Below are 22,215 nucleotides of genomic sequence, written 5' to 3'. Positions count from 1 at the left end.
TGCCGAACAGCAAAAAATGTCCAAAAAAAAGCAGGGGCGACTGAATGTCAGACCCCCCTGCAACAGCATTATTATAAAAATTTCTTTTCGACAAAATTCTTTACTTCTTCAGCAGTATTCATTTCAATAGCTTCAAGGGCGGCAGCTTCCGCGTCCTCTTTTGTGATTGCAGCCAGCTGGCTTCTTGCAGGCAATACAGAGGTCGCGCTCATGCTGAATTCATCAAGACCAAGCCCTAATAGTAACGGAATCGCAACAGAATCCCCCGCCATTTCACCGCACATGCCAGTCCATTTTCCTTCCTTGTGGGAAGCTTCAATAACCATCTTCACAAGGCGGAGTATCGCCGGGTTATAAGGCTGATACAAATAAGAAACCTGTTCATTCATACGGTCCGCAGCCATTGTGTACTGAATAAGGTCATTCGTTCCGATACTGAAAAAGTCTACTTCTTTCGCAAACTGCGCTGCCATTACAGCAGTAGACGGAATCTCCACCATAATGCCAATCTCTATACTATCACTTACAGTGATGCCTTTATCAATTAATACTTGCTTCTCTTCCTCAAGCATTTGTTTCGCCTGTCGGAATTCATCCAGTGTAGCGATCATTGGAAACATGATTTTCAGATTCCCGTAAGAGCTTGCGCGCAATAATGCTCTTAGCTGTGTACGGAAAATATCGTCCCGCTCAAGGCAAAGGCGGATAGCACGGAATCCCAGGAAAGGATTGAGTTCTTTCGGAAGATCCAGATATGGCAGTTCTTTATCACCGCCTATATCTAACGTACGGATTACTACCGGCTTGCCATCCATTTGCTCAAGTACTTTCTTGTAAGCATCATATTGTTCATCTTCTGTTGGTAATTCATTACGGCCCATATAAAGAAATTCAGTTCTGTACAGACCGATTCCTTCAGCACCGTTGTTTTTAACTCCTTCAAGATCGTCCGGAGTTCCGATATTTGCAGCGAGCTCCACATGCTGGCCATCCTTTGTGAGGGTCTTCTCGTTAACAAGTTTAGCCCATTCACGTTTTTGCTCTTCATAATCTGCCTGTTTCTGTTTATATTCCTGAATTTCTTCCTCTGAAGGATTCAGAATTACCTTACCTTCAAGGCCGTCTACAATGACAGTAATCCCGTTTTTTCCTTCATCTGTAATTGTTTTCGTCCCAACTACTGATGGGATCTCCAGGGAACGTGCCATAATCGCCGAATGAGAGGTTCTTCCTCCGATATCTGTAACAAAACCTTTTACAAACTGTTTGTTCAACTGAGCTGTGTCAGACGGTGTAAGATCCTCAGCGACGATAACTACTTCTTCGTCAATTTCAGCTAGAGACACGATCGGAGTACCAAGGATATGTGCTAACACTCTTTTGGAGACATCCCGTATATCAGCTGCTCTTTCTTTCATGTATTCATTATCCATCGCTTCAAACATTGCGATAAACTGGTCAGACACTTCCTTAAGTGCAAACGAGGCGGTGACATTTTCTTCTCTCACTTTGTTGCGAATAGTGTCTACCAGTTCAGGATCACTCAGGACAAGGAGATGAGCAGAAAAGATTTCTGCATGTTCATCCCCCATCTGTTCCCTTGTTTTTTCTTTAATAACCTCAAGCTCCTGTTTGGATGTTTTCAGTGCCTGATTGAAGTTTTCCAGTTCTGCTTTTATATCTTCTGCTTGTTTTTTCTCAACTGTCAGATCAGGATTTTCCAGACGGAATGCTTTAGCAATCGCAATACCTGCTGACGCTCCAATCCCTGTAAGCAAATTAGACATTACTCACCAAGACCTTCCTTAATCACTTCTTCAATTCCTTTGATAGCTTCTTCTTCATCTGAACCTTCTGCTTTTATTGTAACTTCAGCACCCTGGCCAACACCAAGAGACATTACACCCATAATCGACTTAAGATTGACTGCTTTGCCTTTGTGTTCCAGTGTGATTTCTGATTCAAACTGAGATGCTTTGTTCACAAGCTGTGTAGCCGGCCTCGCGTGAATTCCTGTTTCTGCTGTAATAGTAAAGTTTCTTTCTGCCATGTTAAAACACTCCTTAATAATAATTAGTAAGCTGCGAATGCAATTAATCCAGCCCTCATGGTATCGTCTTCAATCTGGCCCTGTTCCATTTATATTATTACCCAATTTTCCAGGGCTTCACGCTGAAAAATCTTTTATTATGACAGCAATAATGCTGAACAGTGACTGTAAACAACAAAAAAGCATGAGCAAAAAAAGTGCAGCAGGAAAAACCTGCATCCCGGAAAGGGGTCCCTTTCGGAAGAGCACTAATTTTCACTCATGCCTGATCGTATCAGTTACACGTAAAAGATAATTATTTATTTTCTGTGAGCCGCTGAAGGTGGATTATGAGATAAATCGTTTCGGCGTCAGCTAAAGTGTGGCCAACGACTTTCTCCACCATTCGCACGATGTTTCGAGAAAGATTATAACATACTGGACTTTCTTTCTTCAACATTTGTAGAACTTTTTTTTCCACTGGAAAATTATTTGTCATACTCCTTTCAAACATTTGTTTCAAATGCTGGACAAACCTGTGAAAGGAAGTACTCTCTTTATCCAGTTGGCGTTTTGTTTTCTCTTCAATGTATGAAACACAGCGGGAGATGAACTCTTCTGTCTGATCCATTAATAACGGCCGTTCATCCGTCAGGGCGCTCTGTATGTGGAGAGTTATAAAACCAGCCTCTGCTTCGGGCAGCCTGACCCCCGATTTTTCATATATATAATCGATAACAATTTCTGAAATTTTGAATGTATCGTAATACATCCATTTTGTTTCAGTCAGAAAAGGGTTCTTAATATCCGTATGAGCTTTTGTTCGTTCAATAGCCAGCACAAGATGCTGAGTCAGAGCGTAATGGATACGTTCATGGAGTTCGATGCCAAGCAAGTCTCTTATTTTCGAGATTGCTTCGTGAATAATTAGAATTATCTTCTCTTCTTCTTTAGACACAAGTTTCTTATATTTTTCCTGTTCTTCGGCATCAGCAAGTTTAAAAACTTTTTCGTATGGCTGCTCTTCCAGCTGATCCCCTGTTTTTTTGCCAAAGGCAATCCCTTTACCTATAAAAACCACTTCTTCATCCTTGTTCGATTTAGCTATAAGTACATTATTATTAAGAATTTTTTCTACAGTAAACATCCCTTGCATGGTTCTTGTGTCCTCTCTGCTTGTCATTATTACCATCTTAAATAGAAAAGAATAATTAAGTCAATCATTCAGGATAAGCAGTTTTTGTAAGTTTCAGGGAGAACAAAAGCGCAAGCGCTTTGGTCACGAGCGACAAGCACTGGAAGGACTTTGACAGAAGCCGCTCTTTGGCTTCTGAAAAGGCCTGAAGTGACCTCGAGCTCGTAAGCGCTGGAGCTGGACGACTTATCCACAGAATTAAACTTTTATAATTTCCTAAACAAAAAGTAAAACCGGCTCCACTGACATGAAGCCGGCCTACGTTAAATTTTCAGTTCCCCTAACCGGACCAGTTCGATGACTGCCTGGGAGCGCCCCTTTACCCCCAGCTTCTGCATCGTATTGGAAATATGATTTCGTACAGTTTTTTCGCTGATAAAAAGTTCTGCAGCTATTTCCTTCGTGGTTTTGTCCTGCACAAGCAGTTCAAAAACTTCACGTTCCCGTTTGGTTAATAGCGGCTTAGGTCGGAACTCATGTTCTTTCAAATATTTTCACCCTTTCCTGCCTGGGCTGCCTCCTCATCAATGAGATATTAAGCTAGCATTTAGTCATCATTATAGTATGTAGATGAGGTAAAGCCCGTGACTTGAAAAGGGATTTGTGGCAAGGAATTATTTTCAGAATTGTATCTTCTGCACAAAAGCCCTCTGGTAATTACATTCCTTTTTCAAGAAAATTTCTGCCATTTTCACTCCACGGCTGAGGTTTACCTGAATCACGGGATACTTGTACAATCTTACCTCTGCCAGTCATACAAATATCATCGTTTTTGTTCACAATCATATAATGCAGATCTACTGAAGTAGTGCCTATTTCAGCGACTTTTACACAAACATCCAGATCTTCGTCAAAGAAAACTTGCTTAAAATAATCGCAATGCAGGTCACCTGTTACCGGTATTGTTTTTCCATCTGAAGAAAACCACTCGCCAGTCATTCCTGAATCCTTAAAAAAGTTAATCCTTCCAAGTTCAAAATACACGAAAGAGACTGTGTTATTTAAATGTCCGAAGGCATCCGTTTCTGAAAACCTCACTCTTACTGGGTAGCGGTATTTAAAGCTTTCTTTCCATTCGTTTAAGTCTTCTATGTAATACGGTTTTGCCATTTTCATCACCCCGGTATTATTTTTTATGAAACGAATGAATATTCATTCATTAATACGGTAAAAAGAAAAGGGGCTGTTTAAAGCCCCCTTCTCATTTAATTATACTCGGTCACTTCCGAAGAAGTTCCTGAATGACTGGACAGAAGTCTCACGGTTTAATGCAGCGATGGAAGTTGTTAATGGAATTCCTTTAGGACAAGCTTCCACACAGTTTTGTGAGTTACCACAGTTAGACAGGCCGCCTGATCCTTCCATTAATGCATCCAGACGTTCTGCGCGATGATATTCACCTGTTGGGTGAGCATTATGCAGTCGTACCTGGGATAATGCAGCCGGTCCGATGAAATCTGATTTATCATTAACATTCGGGCAGGCCTGCAGGCACACACCACAAGTCATACATTTTGATAGTTCATACGCCCACTGTCTTTTAACTTCAGGCATACGCGGCCCAGGCCCAAGATCGTATGTTCCGTCGATTGGCACCCATGCCTTCACGCGCTTCAGGGAATCAAACATGCGGCTTCTGTCTACTACAAGGTCTCTTACGACAGGGAAAGTAGCCATTGGTTCCAGACGGATTGGCTGTTCCAGCTGGTCAATAAGAGCTGTACATGACTGGCGCGGCCTTCCGTTAATTACCATGGAACATGCTCCGCAAACTTCCTCAAGACAGCTTGCTTCCCATGCAACAGCAGTAGTATCCTGCCCATCGGCATTTACTGGGTTTCTGCGGATTTCCATTAATGCGGAAATCACGTTCATGTTTTCCCGATAAGGGATTTCAAATTTTTCTACATAAGAATCGCCTTCTGAGTCTTTCTTTCGGGTTATTTCAAGAACTATTGTTTTTTCGCTCATGCTTTTTCACCCGCTTTCTTCTTGGATGTATAGTCACGTTTACGAGGTGGGATAAGCGATACGTCTACTTCCTCGTATTCAAAATCAGGTCCCTGGCTGGCAGGGTTAAATTTGGCCTTTGTTGTTTTCAGCCATTCATCGTCGTTTCGGTCCGGGAATTCCGGCTTGAAATGAGCGCCCCGGCTTTCGTTTCTGTTATATGCACCTAAAGTGATAACTCTCGCCAGATTAAGCATTCCTCCAAGCTGGCGGACAAACGCTGCACTCTGGTTGCTCCATCTTGAAGTGTCATCAATATTAATTTTCTTATATCTCTCCATTAGTTCCTGGAGTTTCTCATCCGTCTCAAGCAGTCTCTTATTCTCACGGACTACTGTTACGTTATCAGTCATCCACTGGCCAAGCTCCTGGTGGAGTTTAAATGCGTTTTCCTCACCTTGCATATTCAGGATTTCCTCATACTGGTCCTGGTCTTCTTTCAGTTGTCTGTCATAAATATCAGAAGACATGTCTTCTGAGGACTTTTCGAGGCCTTCAATATACTCGATTGCTTTCGGCCCTGCTACCATTCCGCCGTAAATCGCAGACAGAAGGGAGTTAGCTCCAAGCCTGTTTGCGCCGTGCTGTGAATAATCACATTCCCCTGCTGCAAATAAACCAGGTATATTAGTCATCTGATCATAATCTACCCAGAGACCACCCATTGAATAGTGAACGGCAGGGAAGATTTTCATAGGCACTTTACGAGGATCGTCACCCATGAATTTCTCATAGATTTCCATGATTCCTCCAAGCTTAATATCAAGCTCTTTCGGATCTTTATGTGAGAGGTCAAGGTAAACCATGTTTTCCCCGTTAATACCTAGTTTCAGGTCAACACAGACGTGGAAGATCTCGCGTGTTGCGATATCCCTTGGCACGAGGTTCCCGTACGCTGGATATTTCTCTTCAAGGAAATACCAAGGCTTTCCGTCTTTATAAGTCCAGACACGTCCACCTTCTCCACGGGCAGATTCACTCATGAGACGAAGCTTATCGTCTCCAGGAATCGCTGTCGGGTGGATCTGAATGAATTCACCGTTGGCATAATAAGCACCCTGCTCATAAACAGCAGCAGCTGCATAACCAGTATTTATCATGGAGTTTGTTGACTTACCGAAGATAATTCCTGGTCCGCCTGTCGCAAGGATTACTGCGTCTGCACGGAAGGATTTCATCTCAGAAGTTGCAAGATCCTGGGCAGTGATTCCACGGCAGACACCATCATCATCAAGCACTGCATGAAGGAACTCCCATGATTCATATTTATTTACAAGCCCCGCAACCTCGTGGCGGCGAACCTGCTCGTCTAAAGCGTATAATAACTGCTGCCCTGTCGTTGCACCTGCGAAAGCTGTACGGTGATGCTGTGTTCCACCGAATCGGCGCAATGCAAGAAGACCTTCTCCCGTACGGTTAAACATAACTCCCATACGGTCCATTAAATGGATGATCCCAGGTGCCGCATCACACATTGCTTTTACAGGAGGCTGGTTAGCCAGGAAGTCTCCACCGTATACAGAATCATCGAAATGCTCCCACGTGGAGTCTCCTTCCCCCATTGTATTTAACGCACCGTTTATTCCTCCCTGCGCACATACAGAGTGTGAACGTTTTACCGGTACGACTGAAAATAAATCTACAGAAACTCCCGCTTCCGCTGCTTTAATCGTTGCCATTAACCCGGCTAAGCCGCCTCCGACAACGATAATTTTCCCTTTGCTCATCAGAAACACTCCTTCATTTATACTACGACTACACGAATGCTAATATTGCGGCTACGCCGACATAAGACATTCCTAAGAATACTGCTAATGTTACATAAGTAGCGATACGCTGAGAACGATGGGAGACAGTTATTCCCCATGTCACAGCAAATGACCATAAACCATTCGCAAAGTGGAATGTAGCGGCGATGATCGAAATGATATACAAAGTTAAAGCGATAGGATTTGCGACTATATCAGCCATCATATCAAAATTAACTTCAGCGCCAAACGCTTTTTGAATACGAGTATCCCACACATGCCATGCAATGAAAATTATCGTAATGACACCGGTAATTCTTTGCAGACGGAACATCCAGTTCCTGAAATAACTGTATGTAGATGTGTTATGCCTCGCCTGAAATGCGATATATAACCCGTAAATTCCATGAAATAAGATCGGAATATAAATTAAAACAAACTCCATTAATAACAGAAACGGCATATTGCCCATAAAACCAGCAGCCTGATTATAAGCTTCCGGCCCCCGCGTGGCTGTATAGTTTATCATAAAATGAACAATTAAATAGGCTCCTAAAGGAACAACTCCTAATAAAGAATGCAGCCTGCGGTAGAAAAACTCACGATTCGTGGACATCAAACTTTCCCCCTGTAATCAAATTTTGCGTATTAACATGGTAAAGAAAACAGAAAAAAGTTACCCTCCTTTTACTATTAAACTCTCATTTCATTATTCTACTATTGCTTGTATAAATTTTACACAAGTTTGTATAAATTGTGACAATACCATTTTACCCCTCTCGCCGGCCCTCGTCAAGAAAGCGGATACAGGTTTATATTTTTACACAAAAGCGTTTACTTCAGCACAATCTCTGCTTTTACACCCTTCAAAAACGAATTATATCATAGAAAATAAAAGGAAAAGTCCTCTTTGCTTAACAAAGAGGACTAAATAGAAAATACCATTATTTTTCATTTTAAAGAGAGGAGCATATAAAGGTATTTTATTACAATACTGTTTTAGTTTTAGCCAATAATGATTCGCTCTGTAGGATATTTGTACTTCGTTTTCTTTTCTTCTCCCCTGATGGAGAAAAGGAAAGCAACTAAACCTACCCTCCCGACGAGCATTAACAGCATGAGGGTTAACTGGCTTGGAAGGGACAGATCGGAAGTAATACCCATAGAAAGGCCGCAAGTTCCGAAAGCTGAGCTAACCTCAAATATTATTGCCATTAGTGCTATTTCATTACCATGCTCAAAAGCGCTCACCATGAGAATCGCCATAAACAGGCCAACTACAAAAACAGAGAGGACAATAAATGCTTTCTGTCTGTCTTCCACATGAATTTCTCTTCCAAAAGCTTTTACATCTGTCCGCCCCATCGTAAAACTTCGTATTGTCAGAAACATGACCGCGAGAGTAGTGGTCCGGATACCTCCTCCTACACTGGAAGGACTGGCGCCAATAATCATCAGTCCGGACAGAAAGAGCAGGCTGGCGAGCGTCAGTTCTGAAACATCCATAGTGGACAATCCACCACTTCGGGCTGTTGCAGAATTAAATAATGAGTAAAACAATTGCTGATGCCAGGCAAGTCCTTCATAAAAGGCATTCTTTTCAAAGATCCACAAGCCGGCAACACCGATAGCAAAGACGATAAAGTAAGTGGACGCTGCTATTTTTGTAAACAGGCTGAACCGGAAATTAGGATTCTTTCCTGAAAAATATTCTTTCAGTTCAATTAAGACTGGAAAACCGATTGCTCCTGCAAAAATAAGCAGAATCGTCACCAGCTGAACAAAATAATCGTCGGCAAAGGGAATGAGAGACTCCCCTGTTATATCAAAACCTGCATTGGTAAAGGCTGATAGTGCTCCGAAAGCACCCTGGTAATATGCCTCGAGGGGGGTATCGAAATAATTAAGATAATAAGTACCGAGAACCAGTGCGCCTGCAAGCTCGATTCCAAGGGCAACGATCAGGATTCCCCTCATCAAATTAACAATCCCTGCATAAGACACCTGATTATGGTCGACCATGATCAGCATCCGCTGGGACAGGACAATTTTTCTCCCAAAGACCATCCAGACGAACGTACCAATCGTCATCACTCCAATACCACCAAGCTGTATGGCGAGTGCAAGAAAAAATACACCTATTGCACTGTATGTTTCAGAAACGTTCACAACGGTTAAACCTGTAACACTGACAGCACTCACAGCTGTGAACAGTGCTTCAGAATAACTGAGGCTGACACCCTCCTGGGTGGAAAATGGCAGGAAAAGAAGCACGCTGAATACGAACATGGCTACTATGTATGAAATTAATACTATCCTGAATGGACTGAGAAACTTGCTTAACCCTAACTTCATGGTAAAATACCTCCGCATATAATACGGGCTTAAGTATACCACTTACTCAATGTCCTTACCATAAGCTGTTGTTTTTTTTTAGATTATTTATCCGGCTGAGCAGCTGCTGTGGTAAGATTGTAACAGAATTATACTTGATTATCAGTCTTATAAAGGAATGATTTAGATGAAAAAGAAATCACAGATGATTCGTGAAATAGAGGATGTAAATGAAACTGTCCCAGCTTTTAGCAATCACATTTTAAGGCACGTCCTTCTTCCTGAACTTCTTGGGAAGGAAGAAGAAATGATACTGTACTGGGCAGGAAAAGCTTTGTACAGAAAACTCGCTTCTGCACAGGCAGTTCTGGAAGATAAAGCAAGCTTCTTTTCAGCTGCAGGGTGGGGAGACCTTGAACTTATTAAAGAGAAACGCACAGAGCTTCACTACGAGCTTGTAGCCCCCCGAATGGAAAAAGGACGCCCATTCACTCTCGAAACAGGATTTCTCTCTGAATGGAATGAAAATGAAACGGGCTGTATTACAGAAGCAACGTATGAAGTAGTTAAAAAGGACCCTTGCACCTGCAGAATTACAGTAAAATGGGATCCGAAAGATCAAGTTAATTTAGACTAAATAAAGCCTGAACTTCTTCCTCAATGAGCTTTTCTGATGAATTTAGCATACTGTCCGTTCTGGAATATAAGTGAGTAGGCCGCATGAAGATGCGGCCATGTTTTTTTAAGGCTCCGTTAAAAGTAATGTTGGTTTTTGAAAATAGAAAAAGGAACATCCGCCGCTGGATGCTCCTTCTCCCCTTCTGATTACTCCACAATAATTAAACTTTTGCCGCCTGACGGCTATCCAGCTTAAATGCTGTATGGAGTGCTTCTACCCCTTTTACCATATCTTCTTCAGGTACAACTGCTGATACTTTAATTTCTGATGTACTTACCATTTTCACAGCAATCTCCTGATCTGACAGTACAGTAAACATCTCGGCTGCTACACCTGGATTGGAAATCATGCCGGAGCCCACAATGGAAACCTTGGCAAGACGGTCTTCATGCCTTATATTTGCATAACCAAGCACTTCTTTTTTATTTTCTAAAACCTGAAGTGCTTCTGTTAAAGCCTGTGTATGAATGGAGAATGAAACATTCATTTCATTTTCCCCTGTCATCTGCTGGATAATAATATCAACGTTAATTCCGGCTTCTGCCAGAGAAGCAAATACATTAGACATAGTATCATATCTGTTTGGCAGACGTTCTACTGTTATTTTTGTAACGGCTCCTTCAAAAGCAAGTCCTCTTACCACTAAGTTTTGTTCCACTGATGCTTCCTCCTCTACAATAGTTCCTTCCTCGTCAGTAATACTTGATCGTACAATAAGCGGCACATCATAATTTTTTGCAAATTCCACGGCCCGGGGGTGAAGCACGCCCGCTCCAAGGTTAGCTAATTCCAGCATCTCATCATAGGAGATACTTTGCAGTTTCCGGGCTCTTTTCGCCACTCGTGGATCACAAGTATAAACGCCGTCTACGTCTGTATATATGGAGCATGAATCTGCTTTTAATGCTGCCGCAAGAGCTACAGCAGTTGTATCTGATCCTCCGCGGCCAAGCGTAGTAATTTCACCATCTTCAGACATTCCCTGGAAGCCGGCTACAATAACCACCTTACCTGAGTTGAGCTGCTCCTCAATTCTTTCCGAATCAATATGGGTAATTCTTGCATTCTGGTGCACAGCTTCTGTTCTGATACCTGCCTGCCAGCCTGTAAAGGAAATAGCTTCAATACCCATTTCTTTCAAAGCCATTACCATCAGTGAACTGGTTACCTGTTCCCCTGTACTGAGAAGCATATCCATTTCCCGTTTATTTGGGGAGTCAGTTATATCCTGTGCAAGCTGCACCAGGGCGTCTGTGGACTTTCCCATTGCGGACACAACAGTGACAACGCGGGAACCGGATTCTTTGGCACGCTTAATTTTAGCAGCGGCCTTTTTAATTTTCTCTACATCTCCTACAGAAGTTCCTCCAAACTTCTGAACAACAGTTGACAACATGAACGCCTCCTCAATTTTTCCCATTATTAAAAATTCTCATGATGTGTGCTTCCATAAGGCTTAAGCTCTTTAATGAAGACTTAACTCACGGAGATACCTTTTTTTAGCATTCCAAAACGATGGCAAAACGAGCACTGTTAAAATAAAAAGCTCATATTATTCTTCTTCAACAGAAAAAGGCAGCGGGTAAGGACCCACTGCCGATACGACTTTCAACATAGTTAACAACTTAAAAGCCGCTCCGTGAGATAGTCCTCCATACAGTTTTCCTGTATGACAGCACTGCATTTGTTCAACACAGTTCCAAAAAATTAAGATTTGAGGCTTAATTTTCTTCGGCGGATTTCCCTTTCGGCTGCAGTCACTGAAGCTCAAACTTCTCATGCAGTTTACTGATGATCTCCGCACCTCTATCAATCCATAGAGCTTAATTATGGAATCGAATCAATATTCAACCTGTATAGAAGTGTATCAAAGTATTCTTTAATTTGCAAACAATTTAGGAGGTTTCTTTCTCCTGTTGAATTCTTTCATATAAAGCTAAGGCAGCCGGCTCTGGTATTCCCGCGTTTTGGATTTCTTCAACACTGGCTTCCTTAAGACGTTTTAAAGACCCAAAATGCTTTAACAAAGCCCGCTTCCGCTTTTCTCCAATCCCGCTTACTTCATCAAGTATAGAAGAGAACATCGTCTTTTTCCTTGTATTTCTGTGAAAGGAGATAGCGAAACGGTGAACCTCGTCCTGAATCCTTTGCAGAAGGTAAAACTCCTGGCTTGTTTTTGAAAGATTGACAACTTCAGGTGGGTCCCCTTTCATCAGCTGGGAAGTACGGTGTTTGTCATCCTTTACCAGACCACAGACAGGAATCAAAAGACCCAGTTCGTCTTCAATAACACTTTGGGCCGCCGATATCTGCCCTTTACCGCCATCAATCACGATAAGGTCCGGAAGAGGCTGTTCTTCTCTCAAAAGCCTTGTGTATCGTCTTCTGACCACTTCCCGCATGGATTCGTAATCATCAGGACCTTTAACCGTTTTAATTTTATATTTCCTGTAATTATTTTTATCTGGTTTCCCATCAAGGAAAGAAACCATAGCCGATACTGGGTCGACACCTTGAATATTGGAATTATCAAAGGCTTCTATACGGTGGGGAGTGTCAATTTGCAGCGCTTCTCCAAGCCTTTCTACTGCGATAACGGTTTTCTGTTCATCTCTCTCGATCAGCGCAAATTTTTCTTTCAGAGCAAGTTTAGCATTTTTGCAGGCAAGATCTACCAGGGACTTTTTCTGTCCTCTTTTAGGCTGAAGTGCTTTTGCACCTAAAAACTCAGATACTATATTTTCATCTACCGAGGAAGGAACTAAAATCTCTTTTGGCTTCTTGTGCTGATCATTGAGATAAAACTGTCCGATAAAAGTGTAGAAGTCATCTTCGGCATCCTGATACATCGGAAAGAGCGAAACGTCTCTTTCTATCAGATTCCCCTGCCTGATAAAGAACACCTGGACGCACATCCAGCCTTTATCGTAGGCACAACCGAATATATCCTTGTCCGTTAAATCTGAGAGAGCCATCTTCTGTTTTTCCATCACCGTTTCAATATGCTGCACCTGATCCCTCAGTTCTTTGGCCCTTTCAAACTCAAGGTTTTCAGAAGCCTGGTGCATCTTTTCCGTAATTTCCTGTTTTATATCTTTTTGCTCGCCATTTAAGAATCTTGAAATTTCACTTGCAATCTTCTGATTTTCATTTTTACTTACCTCAAACTCACAGGGAGCAAGACACTGGCCGATATGATAATACAAGCAAACCCGGTTTGGCATTGTCTCGCACTTTCTCAGGGGATAGAGCCTGTCGAGCAGTTTTTTCGTTTCATTTGCAGCATAAGCGTTAGGATACGGGCCAAAGTACTTTGCCCCATCCTTCTTAATCTTTCGCGTAGTGATCAGCCGAGGATGCCTTTCATTAGTTATCTTTAAATAAGGATAACTCTTATCATCCTTCAGAAGGATATTGTAGCGTGGTTTGTATTTTCTGATTAAAGTTCTTTCAAGGATCAGGGCCTCCATATCAGAGGATGTAACGATCCATTCAAAATCCTCAATCTCACTGACTAAGCGCTGCGTTTTAATATCATGCGCCGCCCGAAAGTAGGACCTTACCCTGTTTCTCAACACTTTCGCTTTCCCTACATATATAACTGTTCCATGTTTATTCTTCATCAGGTAACAGCCCGGCTGATCAGGGACAATTGCTACTTTTTCTTTTAAAAGTGACATTTATTTGTCGCTCCTTTATCCCGATGTAACCGTCCGTAAACTCCCGTCTCTAAACATAAGTGGAAGCGAAGATGTTTAGGCGGGAGATAACGGACGCTAACATCCCGATTGGTTCAACTAACAATCAGTGGTGGATGAATCCCCCCCACTGATGGAAGGTTCACATTATAACAGCTGAAGCTTCTTAAATTTATTATTGATTGAAATCTTCTCTGATGTTTAGTATATCACCAGATCGTCCTCTGTTCATCCCCCAGGTGTATTAGCAATTAAGGCGTGGAAGGCTGAGCAGCGGTGGAAGGAATCTAGTCTGGGGAATCGGACAGTCAGAAAACTGGACAGGTATATGAAAAAAAACGGAATTTGTCCTGCAAAAGAAAAAACTGAACGGCAGCCGTTCAGTTTTAATTATTACTATTATACGTGTTTGTTTAGTAAGCTTGCTAATTGTTCTTTTGGCTGGAAGCCTACAACCTGGTCTACAACTTCTCCATCTTTAAAAACAAGAAGTGTCGGGATGCTCATCACACCGTATTTGCTTGCTGTTTCCTGGTTTTCATCCACATCAAGCTTAACGATTTTTACTTTGTCTCCCATTTCACCGTCAAGTTCTTCCAGTACTGGAGCAATCATTTTACAAGGTCCGCACCATGGTGCCCAAAAGTCAGCAAGGACTACACCTTCAGAAGTTTCAGTTGAAAAGTTTTGATCAGTTGCATTTACGATAGCCATTTAAAATCCTCCCTCATATTACATGCCATTTTTATCCCCGTGCAAAGACAGGCCTGCCTATGCAAAACACCGACAGGTATTCTTTAGTTTCATTACAATTCCTATATTAACTAACATACCCTTTCATAGCAAAAATATTGCTCAAAGTGTTTCTGAAGTCTCTGAATGCATTGTCATTGATTTCAGCTACAGGTGTTCCCTTATGAAATACATGGGTGTTATGTAATGAGTAAAAGAGAGCCGGAAGCCGGCTCTCTTTTACTCTGAACGTTTAGTATTACACGAGTACCTTCTTGAACTCTTCTGTCAATTTAGGCACTATATCAAACAGGTCTCCTACAATGCCGTAGTCAGCAATCTGGAAGATCTCCGCTTCAGGGTCTTTGTTGATTGCAACAATGATTTTCGAGTTAGACATACCTGCCACGTGCTGGATAGCACCACTGATACCAACAGCGATGTAAAGGTCAGGCGTAACCACTTTACCAGTCTGCCCGATCTGCAGCGCATAGTCACAGTATTCTGCGTCACAAGCTCCACGGGATGCACCAACTGCAGCACCGAGAACGTCAGCCAGCTCCTGAAGAATGTCGAAATTTTCTTCGCTCTTCATACCGCGGCCGCCCGCAACGATGACAGAAGCCTCTGAAAGATCAACTCCTGACGTTGTATTTCTTACAACATCCTTAATTATAGTATTAAGATCTTTAATATCTACGTCCACACTTTGCACATCGCCGCTTCTTGAATCGTCCTTCTCAAGCGCCGGGATATTGTTTGGACGGATAGTTGCAAAAACAATACCGTCTTTAACAACCACTTTTTCGAATGCTTTACCGGAATAAATTGGTCTTGTAAAAATAACTTCTTCACCAGCCGCTTCGATTCCTACAGCATCAGAAACGAGGCCGGATCCAATACGGGCAGCGATTTTCGGAGAAACATCTTTACCGATTGCCGTATGGCCGAGTACGATTCCTTCTGGATCCTCCTGATCAATTACAGCCTGCAGAGCCTGGCTGTATCCTTCAGGTGTATAATCAGCAAGCTTGTCACTTTCAACAGTAAGTACCTTGTCGGCACCATAGTGGATCATTTCATTCGCTAAACCGCTTACATTATCGCCAAGAACAACACCGACAATTTCTCCGTCTGCAGAGATTTCTTTTGCAGCTGCAATTGCTTCAAACGATACGTTACGGAATGCTCCGTCACGAACTTCACCGATGACTAGTACTTTTTTAGACATATTGACCATTCCCTCCTGTTTATATCACTTTCGCTTCGTTTTTCAATAAAGAAACAAGTTCTTTCACCTGATCATCCAGTTCGCCTTCAAGAATCTTACCAGCCTCTTTTTCCGGCGGGAGATAACGGTCGACTGTTTTTGTTTTACCTTCCACATCATCTTCATCCAGATCAAGGTCATCAAGATCAAGTGTTTCAAGTGGCTTTTTCTTTGCTTTCATAATTCCCGGAAGTGAAGGGTAGCGTGGCTCGTTAAGCCCCTGCTGAGCTGTTACCACAACTGGCAGACTTACTTCCACGATTTGCTGGTCACCTTCCACATCTTTTTCGATCGTAGCTTTTCCGTCAGCGATATCTATTTTCACTACAGAAGTTACATGGTTGAATCCAAGTTGTTCTGCCAGCCTTGGACCAACCTGCCCGGATCCTCCATCAACAGCTACATTTCCTCCGAGGATAATATCAGCATCTTTATCCTGCAGGTAAGCAGCAAGGATAGCCTGAGTAGAGAATTGATCTCCGTCTTCTACATCTTCGTCTTCAATAAGTACCGCTTTATCGGCCCCCATTGCAAGACCTGTACGGAGCTGCTTTTCTGCTTCTTCGTCACCAACAGTTACAAGAGTAACCTCTCCGCCATGCTCATCTCTGATCTGGATTGCCTCTTCAATTGCGTACTCGTCGTAAGGGTTGATGATGAATTCTGCTCCATCTTCAACGATCTCACCATTTTCGATTTGAATCTTTTCCTCTGTATCAAAGGTGCGCTTCAAAATAACATAGATGTTCATGAATTTCCCTCCCAATATTTTAGAAAGATTAATAAGTGCTTCTTAAAAAACAGGAATCTTAAAGGCTGATGTTAATTTCTGATTATATTTTTGATTTACGCGAAAGATGCGAGCGAGACTGTCTCTTCCTCTGCCAGCTTAGCTTCGCAGATTATCCGTCGAGACAAATCGATGATTTTTCGGCGAAGCATATGCTCTTGCCTGCGGGAATAGCATTAGCCGAAGATCCCGCAGGGACGAGCGATTACCTCATGAAACCGCTGCGAGTTGTCTCGACGTATACACTTCGAAGAGAGGCTCGCAGAGGAAGAGACACATCTTTTTTCCCCGAGGAAGCTGAGGCAATGCCCACAGGACAAGAGCTTCTTTGAGCGAAAATCAACAACAAAGTTTAACAAAGCCAAAAATAAAGACTGTTACCGTTCTTTGGAATGTTCCGATTATTTTAAACAAAAATAAAAGGTTTAATTACCTAAACGGAATCAGCGGTCTTTGAATTCAGGCTTTCTTTTTTCCAGAAAAGCCTGGATTCCTTCTTTTGCATCTTCTGATTCAAAAACTTCTCCAAAAGAATTAGCTTCCTTCACTTGACCTGCATCGGTTCCAAGATTTTCACTTGTATTAAAATGCAGAAGCTGAAGGGCATGCCGGACAGATACAGCACCTTTTTTAGCAATTTTACCTGCTAGTTTCTCAGCTTCAGCCAGTACATTTTCCTCAGGTACAGCATAATTCACCAGCCCGAGGGACGCTGCTTCAGTTCCGGTTACCGGCTCTGAAGTCAGCAGCATTTCAGCTGCTTTAGCTTTTCCTACGAGAGCAGGCAGCCTGAGTGTTCCTGCAAAGCCAGGGATCAGGCCTAATTGCAGTTCCGGCAGTCCAAGCTTCGCATTTTCAGCTGCGATTCTGATGTGGCAGGCCATTGCAAGTTCAAGTCCGCCCCCCAGAGCAGCGCCATGAATTGCCGCAATAACTGGTTTAGGAAAAGACTCGATCTCATTAAAAACAAGCTGTCCCTGCCTTGCCAGTTTCGAAAATGCTTTTCCATCTTCAACTCTGGTAAACTCTTTAATATCTGCTCCGGCTGCAAAAAAACGTCCTTCGCCATGAAGCAGCACAACTTTTACAGAGGTGTCCTCTTTCAAACCTTTAAAAATTCCGCCGATTTCCTGAATGAGATGTTGTGATAATGCGTTTGCTGGCGGAGAAGCTAAAGTCACATAAGCGATTGAGCCCTCTTTCTTTAACTGTACCAACTTATTTTCAGACAAAGCATTCACTCCTTTCATTAGGCTGAGAGTTTTTTGAAAAAACTGTCCTGGTTATTTCCGGCCATGAGCTGTCTCCCAGTCTGGAGGAAAACGTATGGCCGGCGGCTTCACTTTAAGTCATGTACCCCTTTATTTTACTGCTTTAATTTGTTTTAAGTCCATTAAGCAGCATTTTATGTACCGGGACAGCCAGCGAAACGAGGTCATATTTATGGTCTTTCATCACCCAGTTTGTGACTACTTCATCAATAGCGCCAAAAATCACCTGACGGGCAATACGGCGGTCGAGGTCCTGATGAAAGTATCCAGCCTCCACACCTTCTGCTAATATGGAGTCGATTAAATCCAAGTATCCTTTTAATATTTCGTTAATTCTGTAGCGAAGGACAATATTCGATTGCCGAAGCTCAAGCTGAGTGACAATGGCCAGGTCGTAATCAGCTACAAATTGCTTAAGATGCATTTCGATTAACAGCAAAAGCTTTTTTTCTATAGATGTTTCTTCAGAAAGGCGCTCTTTGCTATTCTGGACGAAATGCCCCATCTTCTTTTCAAATAAAGAGATAAGGATATCCTCTTTATTTTTGAAGTATAAATATATGGTTCCGTCAGCAACTCCCGCTTCTCTGGCGATCTTGGATACCTGGGAATTATGGTAGCCGTTCTCAGCAATAACTTTTACTGCGGCATCGATTATCTGATCGTATTTTTGCCCTCTTTTTTTTGCCATTTCATCACTTCCTCAACACTTCCATAAAAATGAATGACCATTCATTCATGTATTAATTTTAGATGATCTTTTCTTTTCTGTCAAACAGGAAATTTTCTCACCGTAAACAGGTTATTATATATTTTCCCGGCAGGCAACTAATTTAGTCACAAGAACAGGATTTCCCGTCTGCATTTCAGAAAAAATCATTCTAGCAGTGCTAGAATGATCAGCTCGATTTTTCTTTCGCCTTGTTCTCCTGCTGTTTCTGTTTTTCTTCCTCCAGAAGTGCACGCCGGAGAACTTTACCTACCATTGTTTTTGGCAGCTCATCACGGAATTCAAAGAGACGTGGAGCTTTATATGCCGATAAATGTTTACGGCAGTACTTGTTCAGCTCTTCTTCTGTTGCCTGAGCTCCGTCTTTCAGTACAATAAAGGCTTTGACTGTTTCACCACGGTATGGATCAGGAACGCCGACAGCAACAGCTTCCTGAACAGCTTCATGCTCGTACAGAACTTCTTCAATCTCACGAGGATAAATATTAAATCCTCCTGCAATTATCATATCTTTCTTGCGGTCAACAATATAGAAGAAGCCTTCTTCATCCATATAGCCCATATCGCCTGTCAGCAGCCATTCCCCTTCATGGAAGACGGCGTCTGTTTCCTCAGGTCTGTTCCAGTAACCTTTCATTACCTGCGGGCCGCGGATAATTAATTCTCCTACCTCGCCTGGCTGGGCTGGTTCGCCGGTTTCCGCCGAAAGAATCGCCACATCAGTGTCCGGCCAGGGAAGTCCAATACTTCCGGATGGACGCTTACCCCACATCAAATTGAAGTGTGTTACCGGAGATGCCTCTGTCAGGCCGAATCCTTCTGACAGCTTTCCCCCTGTCAAGGTTTCAAACCTTTGCTGTACTTCCACTGGCAGCGGTGCGGAACCACTTATACAAACTTCAATAGAGGTAAGGTTGTATTTTTTCACATCGGGATCGTTGATCAGGCCGATATACATCGTTGGCGCTCCAGGAAAAATGGTTGCTTTTTGTTTCTCGATAGTTTTTAATGTCTGTTTCGTATCAAACTTAGGCAGAATAACCATTTTTGACCGGTCCATTACAGCGAAATTCATACCTACCGTCATTCCGTATACGTGGAAAAATGGCAGTGCACATAAAATAACTTCGTTTCCATGGTCAATTTTATGCATCCATTTTATACACTGGGTAGTGTTTGCCACCAGGTTATAGTGCGTCAGTTTAACCCCTTTCGCGACACCTGTTGTTCCACCGGTATACTGAAGCAGAGCTAAGTCTTCCTTAGTATTTACTTCAAGCGGAATTTCTGCAGGCTCGGATGATTTCAGCAGTTCTGTGAAGGAATGAACCTTAGAGCTGTATGTAACTTCAACCTTAACGCCTGTGTTTTTCTTTTGAATGAACGGATAAATCAGGTTCTTCGGAAAAGGAAGATAATCCTTTATTCCAGTAACAATAACGTGCTCAAGCTTTGTTTTATTAATGACATTCATGACGCGAGGATAGACCAGATCTAAACAGACAATTACCTTAGCACCTGAATCAACCATTTGATGCTCCAGTTCCCTTTCCACATACAAAGGGTTTGTCTGAACTACAACCGCTCCTGCCAGCAGCGCACCATAATAGGATATTACTGATTGCGGAGTGTTTGCCAGCATAATGGCGACTCGATCCCCTTTTTGAATTCCCAGATCTCTGAGGCTGTTTGCAAAACGAAGTGCGGAATCATAGACTTCTTTAAACGTCATTTCTTTCCCCATGAAATGAAGTAATGTCTTCTCCGGCTCTTCTTTTGCACCTGCTGCAAGATAGTGCTGCAGAGGTTTTTCCTCATAATTTATAGTTTTCGGAATATCTTCAGGGTAGTGAGCAAGCCAAGGTCTTTGTAATTTCTCCTCCATGAAACGTCCTCCTTTGCTTCTCCTTTCTTTCCGGTGAAGCATTCAACCCTCTCTCTTTTCCATTGTAATGAAACCGATTACAAAAATAAATGGTTTAGTGACAATTTTTTAAATTTTTTTCTTTTTACACAAAACTTTTTTGGCAGTTTTGTACCTCGCAATCCCTTTACATGCTCATTTTTTATTGATTTTACTAGAGATTTGGCCTTTTATTTCCCTGCAGTTTAATATATTGGCGAAAAAATCATTTTATTGGCTTAATCGAGATTATATTGGCGGAATCGGTTTGGCCCCTTCAATTTAGACACCTACTGCTCACTTTTAGGTAGTCACTTCTTCACCTTTCGAAGGATAGTTGATTGCGCGCAAGCATCAAGCCAACACCGCTTGACCCTTACGCTTAATCAACTGCTGGGTAGTTAGGTGAAGAAGAGGAAAATCACTCCCCTTGGTTCTATAAGTTAATTATTTGTGGACAGTTTCCTTTGCTATATAATTTATAGAACTTTGCCGGCGATAAATATTTTAGGCTTCCATGGTAGCGCCGGTTATTATAAAAATCCATATACTCATCAATCCTGTAATAGGCTTCTTCGAAGCATTCAAAACGGTAACGTTGGTAACACTCCCTTTCGATGACGCTATGGAACGATTCAATATAGGCGTTTAAATCCGGTGATTTGCTTGGTATGCGTTCATGATATAGGTGTTGATGCTCACAAAATCTGCCAAAATGTTCACTGACAAATTGTGGGCCGTTATCTGTACGAATAATCAACTTCGAAGAAGTCTCACTTTCATAGTGAATACCGCGTCTCAATAACGCCCCTTGAAGCATTTTCGTAATGTTTGTTGCTTTACATTCTGGACCGCGATAGTATCCAACGATACACCGGTCATATACATCAATAGCACTAGCTAGAAAAACGAATCGTCCACTACCTTCAATCGAGCCATACTTTATATCCACTTGCCAAAGCTGGTTAGAAGCTGTTATCGTGTGCTGCTTCGCCAACCTTCGAGGATACTTAGATTTTCTTCGCTGAGGTAACAGAATATTTAACTTTTCACAGAGGCGATAGACCTTTTTAGGGTTTATTACCAACTTATGTTGGTCTTTAAGGTAGTTGGTGAGTTTTCGGTATCCGTAGATACCTTCCTCACCCTCTACAGCTTCCATTAGGAATTCTTCAATCTGCTCATCAGATATTTTTATACCAGTCTGAGCCAAGGAAAATCCTGGTACTGGCCGGCCCTGGAAGGACTCTTCTGTGACCTGTTTATTTTTTTGATGGTAATAATACAACGAACGTTCCACGTTTAATGCTCTTGTAGTTCTAGTTACTGGAAAACCGTCTTTCACCCACTCCTCGATTTCTTTTAGCAGGAGGATTAGAGGAACTCGTTTTTTTTTATAACATTCTTGAGCATGGCAACTTCCAACTCTTTTTCGCCTAATAGAAGCATCGCCTGCTCATATTTCTTTTGAAGTTCCTCCTTTGTGGGGTTATCGGATAAACCCGTTGATCCTTCGGTTTCCATCACGTCACGAACTTCATCTTCGTAAAGTTTGAACCAATTCCTAAGAGTTTCTCTGGATATTCCAGCCTTTCTGGCGATAGAGGTATAATTCCCAGTCTCCAAGGCCATGCGAACGTATTTCTTTTTTACATCTTCAATAACATCAATTCTCTTAGCCATTCTGTACTTTCTCCCTTTTTTAAATCATTTTTGCCATCATCTAGGTGTTTTCATAACCTGTATATGGTGTCTAAATGATTAAGGGGGCTTAAAAGGAATTTTATTTTTATTGGCTAAACTCAGCAGTTTATTGGCGAACAGCC

20 protein-coding genes and 1 riboswitch are annotated in these 22,215 nt (G+C 42.2%); of the genes, 1 reads left to right on the top strand and 19 read right to left on the bottom strand.

Annotated features, from left to right (window positions below):
• Positions 1-71: 71 nt before the first annotated feature.
• The 9 genes from ptsP to BK582_RS11225 all read right to left on the bottom strand — a co-directional run bounded on the left by ptsP (position 72) and on the right by BK582_RS11225 (position 9,337).
• Positions 72-1,787: a phosphoenolpyruvate--protein phosphotransferase gene (ptsP, locus tag BK582_RS11265; protein ID WP_078595128.1), complete on the bottom strand. Its 1,716-nt coding sequence runs from the start codon at positions 1,785-1,787 to the stop codon at positions 72-74.
• Positions 1,787-2,050: a phosphocarrier protein HPr gene (locus BK582_RS11260; protein WP_078595127.1), complete on the bottom strand. Its 264-nt coding sequence runs from the start codon at positions 2,048-2,050 to the stop codon at positions 1,787-1,789. The genes ptsP and BK582_RS11260 overlap by 1 nt, the downstream gene beginning before the upstream one ends.
• Before the next feature lie 295 nt (positions 2,051-2,345).
• Positions 2,346-3,212, bottom strand: coding sequence for a PRD domain-containing protein (locus BK582_RS11255; protein WP_169910963.1), 867 nt, complete (start codon positions 3,210-3,212; stop codon positions 2,346-2,348).
• A gap of 275 nt (positions 3,213-3,487) precedes the next feature.
• Complete coding sequence (locus BK582_RS11250) at positions 3,488-3,712, bottom strand: helix-turn-helix domain-containing protein (RefSeq protein ID WP_013489726.1); 225 nt, start codon at positions 3,710-3,712, stop codon at positions 3,488-3,490.
• Positions 3,713-3,881: 169 nt separating this feature from the next.
• Positions 3,882-4,334 carry an acyl-CoA thioesterase gene (locus tag BK582_RS11245; protein WP_078595125.1) on the bottom strand — a complete coding sequence of 151 codons (453 nt, stop codon included), beginning with the start codon at positions 4,332-4,334 and terminating at the stop codon, positions 3,882-3,884.
• Between the two features lie 99 nt (positions 4,335-4,433).
• Positions 4,434-5,195, bottom strand: coding sequence for a succinate dehydrogenase iron-sulfur subunit (gene sdhB, locus BK582_RS11240; protein WP_078595124.1), 762 nt, complete (start codon positions 5,193-5,195; stop codon positions 4,434-4,436).
• The gene (gene sdhA / locus BK582_RS11235; protein ID WP_078595123.1) at positions 5,192-6,961 is read right to left on the bottom strand and encodes a succinate dehydrogenase flavoprotein subunit; all 1,770 of its coding nucleotides are present in this window, start codon (positions 6,959-6,961) and stop codon (positions 5,192-5,194) included. Before sdhA ends, sdhB begins: the two co-directional genes overlap by 4 nt.
• A 28-nt stretch (positions 6,962-6,989) precedes the next feature.
• The gene (locus tag BK582_RS11230) at positions 6,990-7,598 is read right to left on the bottom strand and encodes a succinate dehydrogenase cytochrome b558 subunit (RefSeq protein WP_078595122.1); all 609 of its coding nucleotides are present in this window, start codon (positions 7,596-7,598) and stop codon (positions 6,990-6,992) included.
• A 389-nt stretch (positions 7,599-7,987) separates the two neighbouring features.
• Complete coding sequence (locus tag BK582_RS11225) at positions 7,988-9,337, bottom strand: TrkH family potassium uptake protein (RefSeq protein ID WP_078595121.1); 1,350 nt, start codon at positions 9,335-9,337, stop codon at positions 7,988-7,990.
• Positions 9,338-9,503: 166 nt separating this feature from the next.
• Between BK582_RS11225 and BK582_RS11220 the strand changes: the two genes are divergently transcribed.
• Entirely contained in the window at positions 9,504-9,953 is a 450-nt protein-coding gene (locus tag BK582_RS11220) for a DUF2507 domain-containing protein (RefSeq protein WP_078595120.1), read from the top strand.
• A 202-nt stretch (positions 9,954-10,155) separates the two neighbouring features.
• On the opposite strand, the gene BK582_RS11215 is transcribed toward BK582_RS11220, so the two are convergent.
• From BK582_RS11215 to BK582_RS27645, 10 genes are all read right to left on the bottom strand, one after another.
• Complete coding sequence (locus tag BK582_RS11215) at positions 10,156-11,388, bottom strand: aspartate kinase (protein WP_088033094.1); 1,233 nt, start codon at positions 11,386-11,388, stop codon at positions 10,156-10,158.
• 244 nt (positions 11,389-11,632) lie between these two features.
• Positions 11,633-11,812: riboswitch (Lysine riboswitch) on the bottom strand.
• A gap of 78 nt (positions 11,813-11,890) precedes the next feature.
• Positions 11,891-13,675, bottom strand: a complete 1,785-nt coding sequence (gene uvrC / locus BK582_RS11205; protein ID WP_078595117.1) for an excinuclease ABC subunit UvrC — start codon at positions 13,673-13,675, stop codon at positions 11,891-11,893.
• A gap of 417 nt (positions 13,676-14,092) precedes the next feature.
• A complete protein-coding gene (trxA, locus tag BK582_RS11200) occupies positions 14,093-14,407 on the bottom strand; it encodes a thioredoxin (protein ID WP_078595116.1) in 315 nt (104 codons plus the stop codon).
• A gap of 277 nt (positions 14,408-14,684) precedes the next feature.
• Positions 14,685-15,656 (bottom strand): electron transfer flavoprotein subunit alpha/FixB family protein, encoded by a 972-nt coding sequence (locus BK582_RS11195; protein ID WP_078595115.1) that lies wholly within the window; start codon positions 15,654-15,656, stop codon positions 14,685-14,687.
• A 19-nt stretch (positions 15,657-15,675) separates the two neighbouring features.
• Positions 15,676-16,446, bottom strand: a complete 771-nt coding sequence (locus BK582_RS11190; protein WP_078595114.1) for an electron transfer flavoprotein subunit beta/FixA family protein — start codon at positions 16,444-16,446, stop codon at positions 15,676-15,678.
• A gap of 482 nt (positions 16,447-16,928) precedes the next feature.
• The gene (locus BK582_RS11180; protein ID WP_236939142.1) at positions 16,929-17,717 is read right to left on the bottom strand and encodes an enoyl-CoA hydratase; all 789 of its coding nucleotides are present in this window, start codon (positions 17,715-17,717) and stop codon (positions 16,929-16,931) included.
• A gap of 142 nt (positions 17,718-17,859) precedes the next feature.
• Positions 17,860-18,447, bottom strand: coding sequence for a TetR/AcrR family transcriptional regulator (locus tag BK582_RS11175; protein ID WP_078595111.1), 588 nt, complete (start codon positions 18,445-18,447; stop codon positions 17,860-17,862).
• Between the two features lie 208 nt (positions 18,448-18,655).
• The gene (locus tag BK582_RS11170) at positions 18,656-20,371 is read right to left on the bottom strand and encodes an AMP-binding protein (RefSeq protein ID WP_078595110.1); all 1,716 of its coding nucleotides are present in this window, start codon (positions 20,369-20,371) and stop codon (positions 18,656-18,658) included.
• Between the two features lie 454 nt (positions 20,372-20,825).
• On the bottom strand, positions 20,826-21,734 hold the full coding sequence (locus BK582_RS11165) for an IS3 family transposase (protein ID WP_078592736.1): 909 nt from the start codon (positions 21,732-21,734) through the stop codon (positions 20,826-20,828).
• Between the two features lie 29 nt (positions 21,735-21,763).
• Complete coding sequence (locus BK582_RS27645) at positions 21,764-22,072, bottom strand: helix-turn-helix domain-containing protein (RefSeq protein WP_139368201.1); 309 nt, start codon at positions 22,070-22,072, stop codon at positions 21,764-21,766.
• Between the last annotated feature and the right edge of the window lie 143 nt (positions 22,073-22,215).

This window comes from Evansella clarkii, assembly GCF_002019695.1.
Taxonomy (GTDB): domain Bacteria; phylum Bacillota; class Bacilli; order Bacillales; family Salisediminibacteriaceae; genus Evansella; species Evansella clarkii.
Note: the sequence above shows the minus strand (reverse complement) of the source record. Positions and strands in the feature narration are given on the sequence as shown.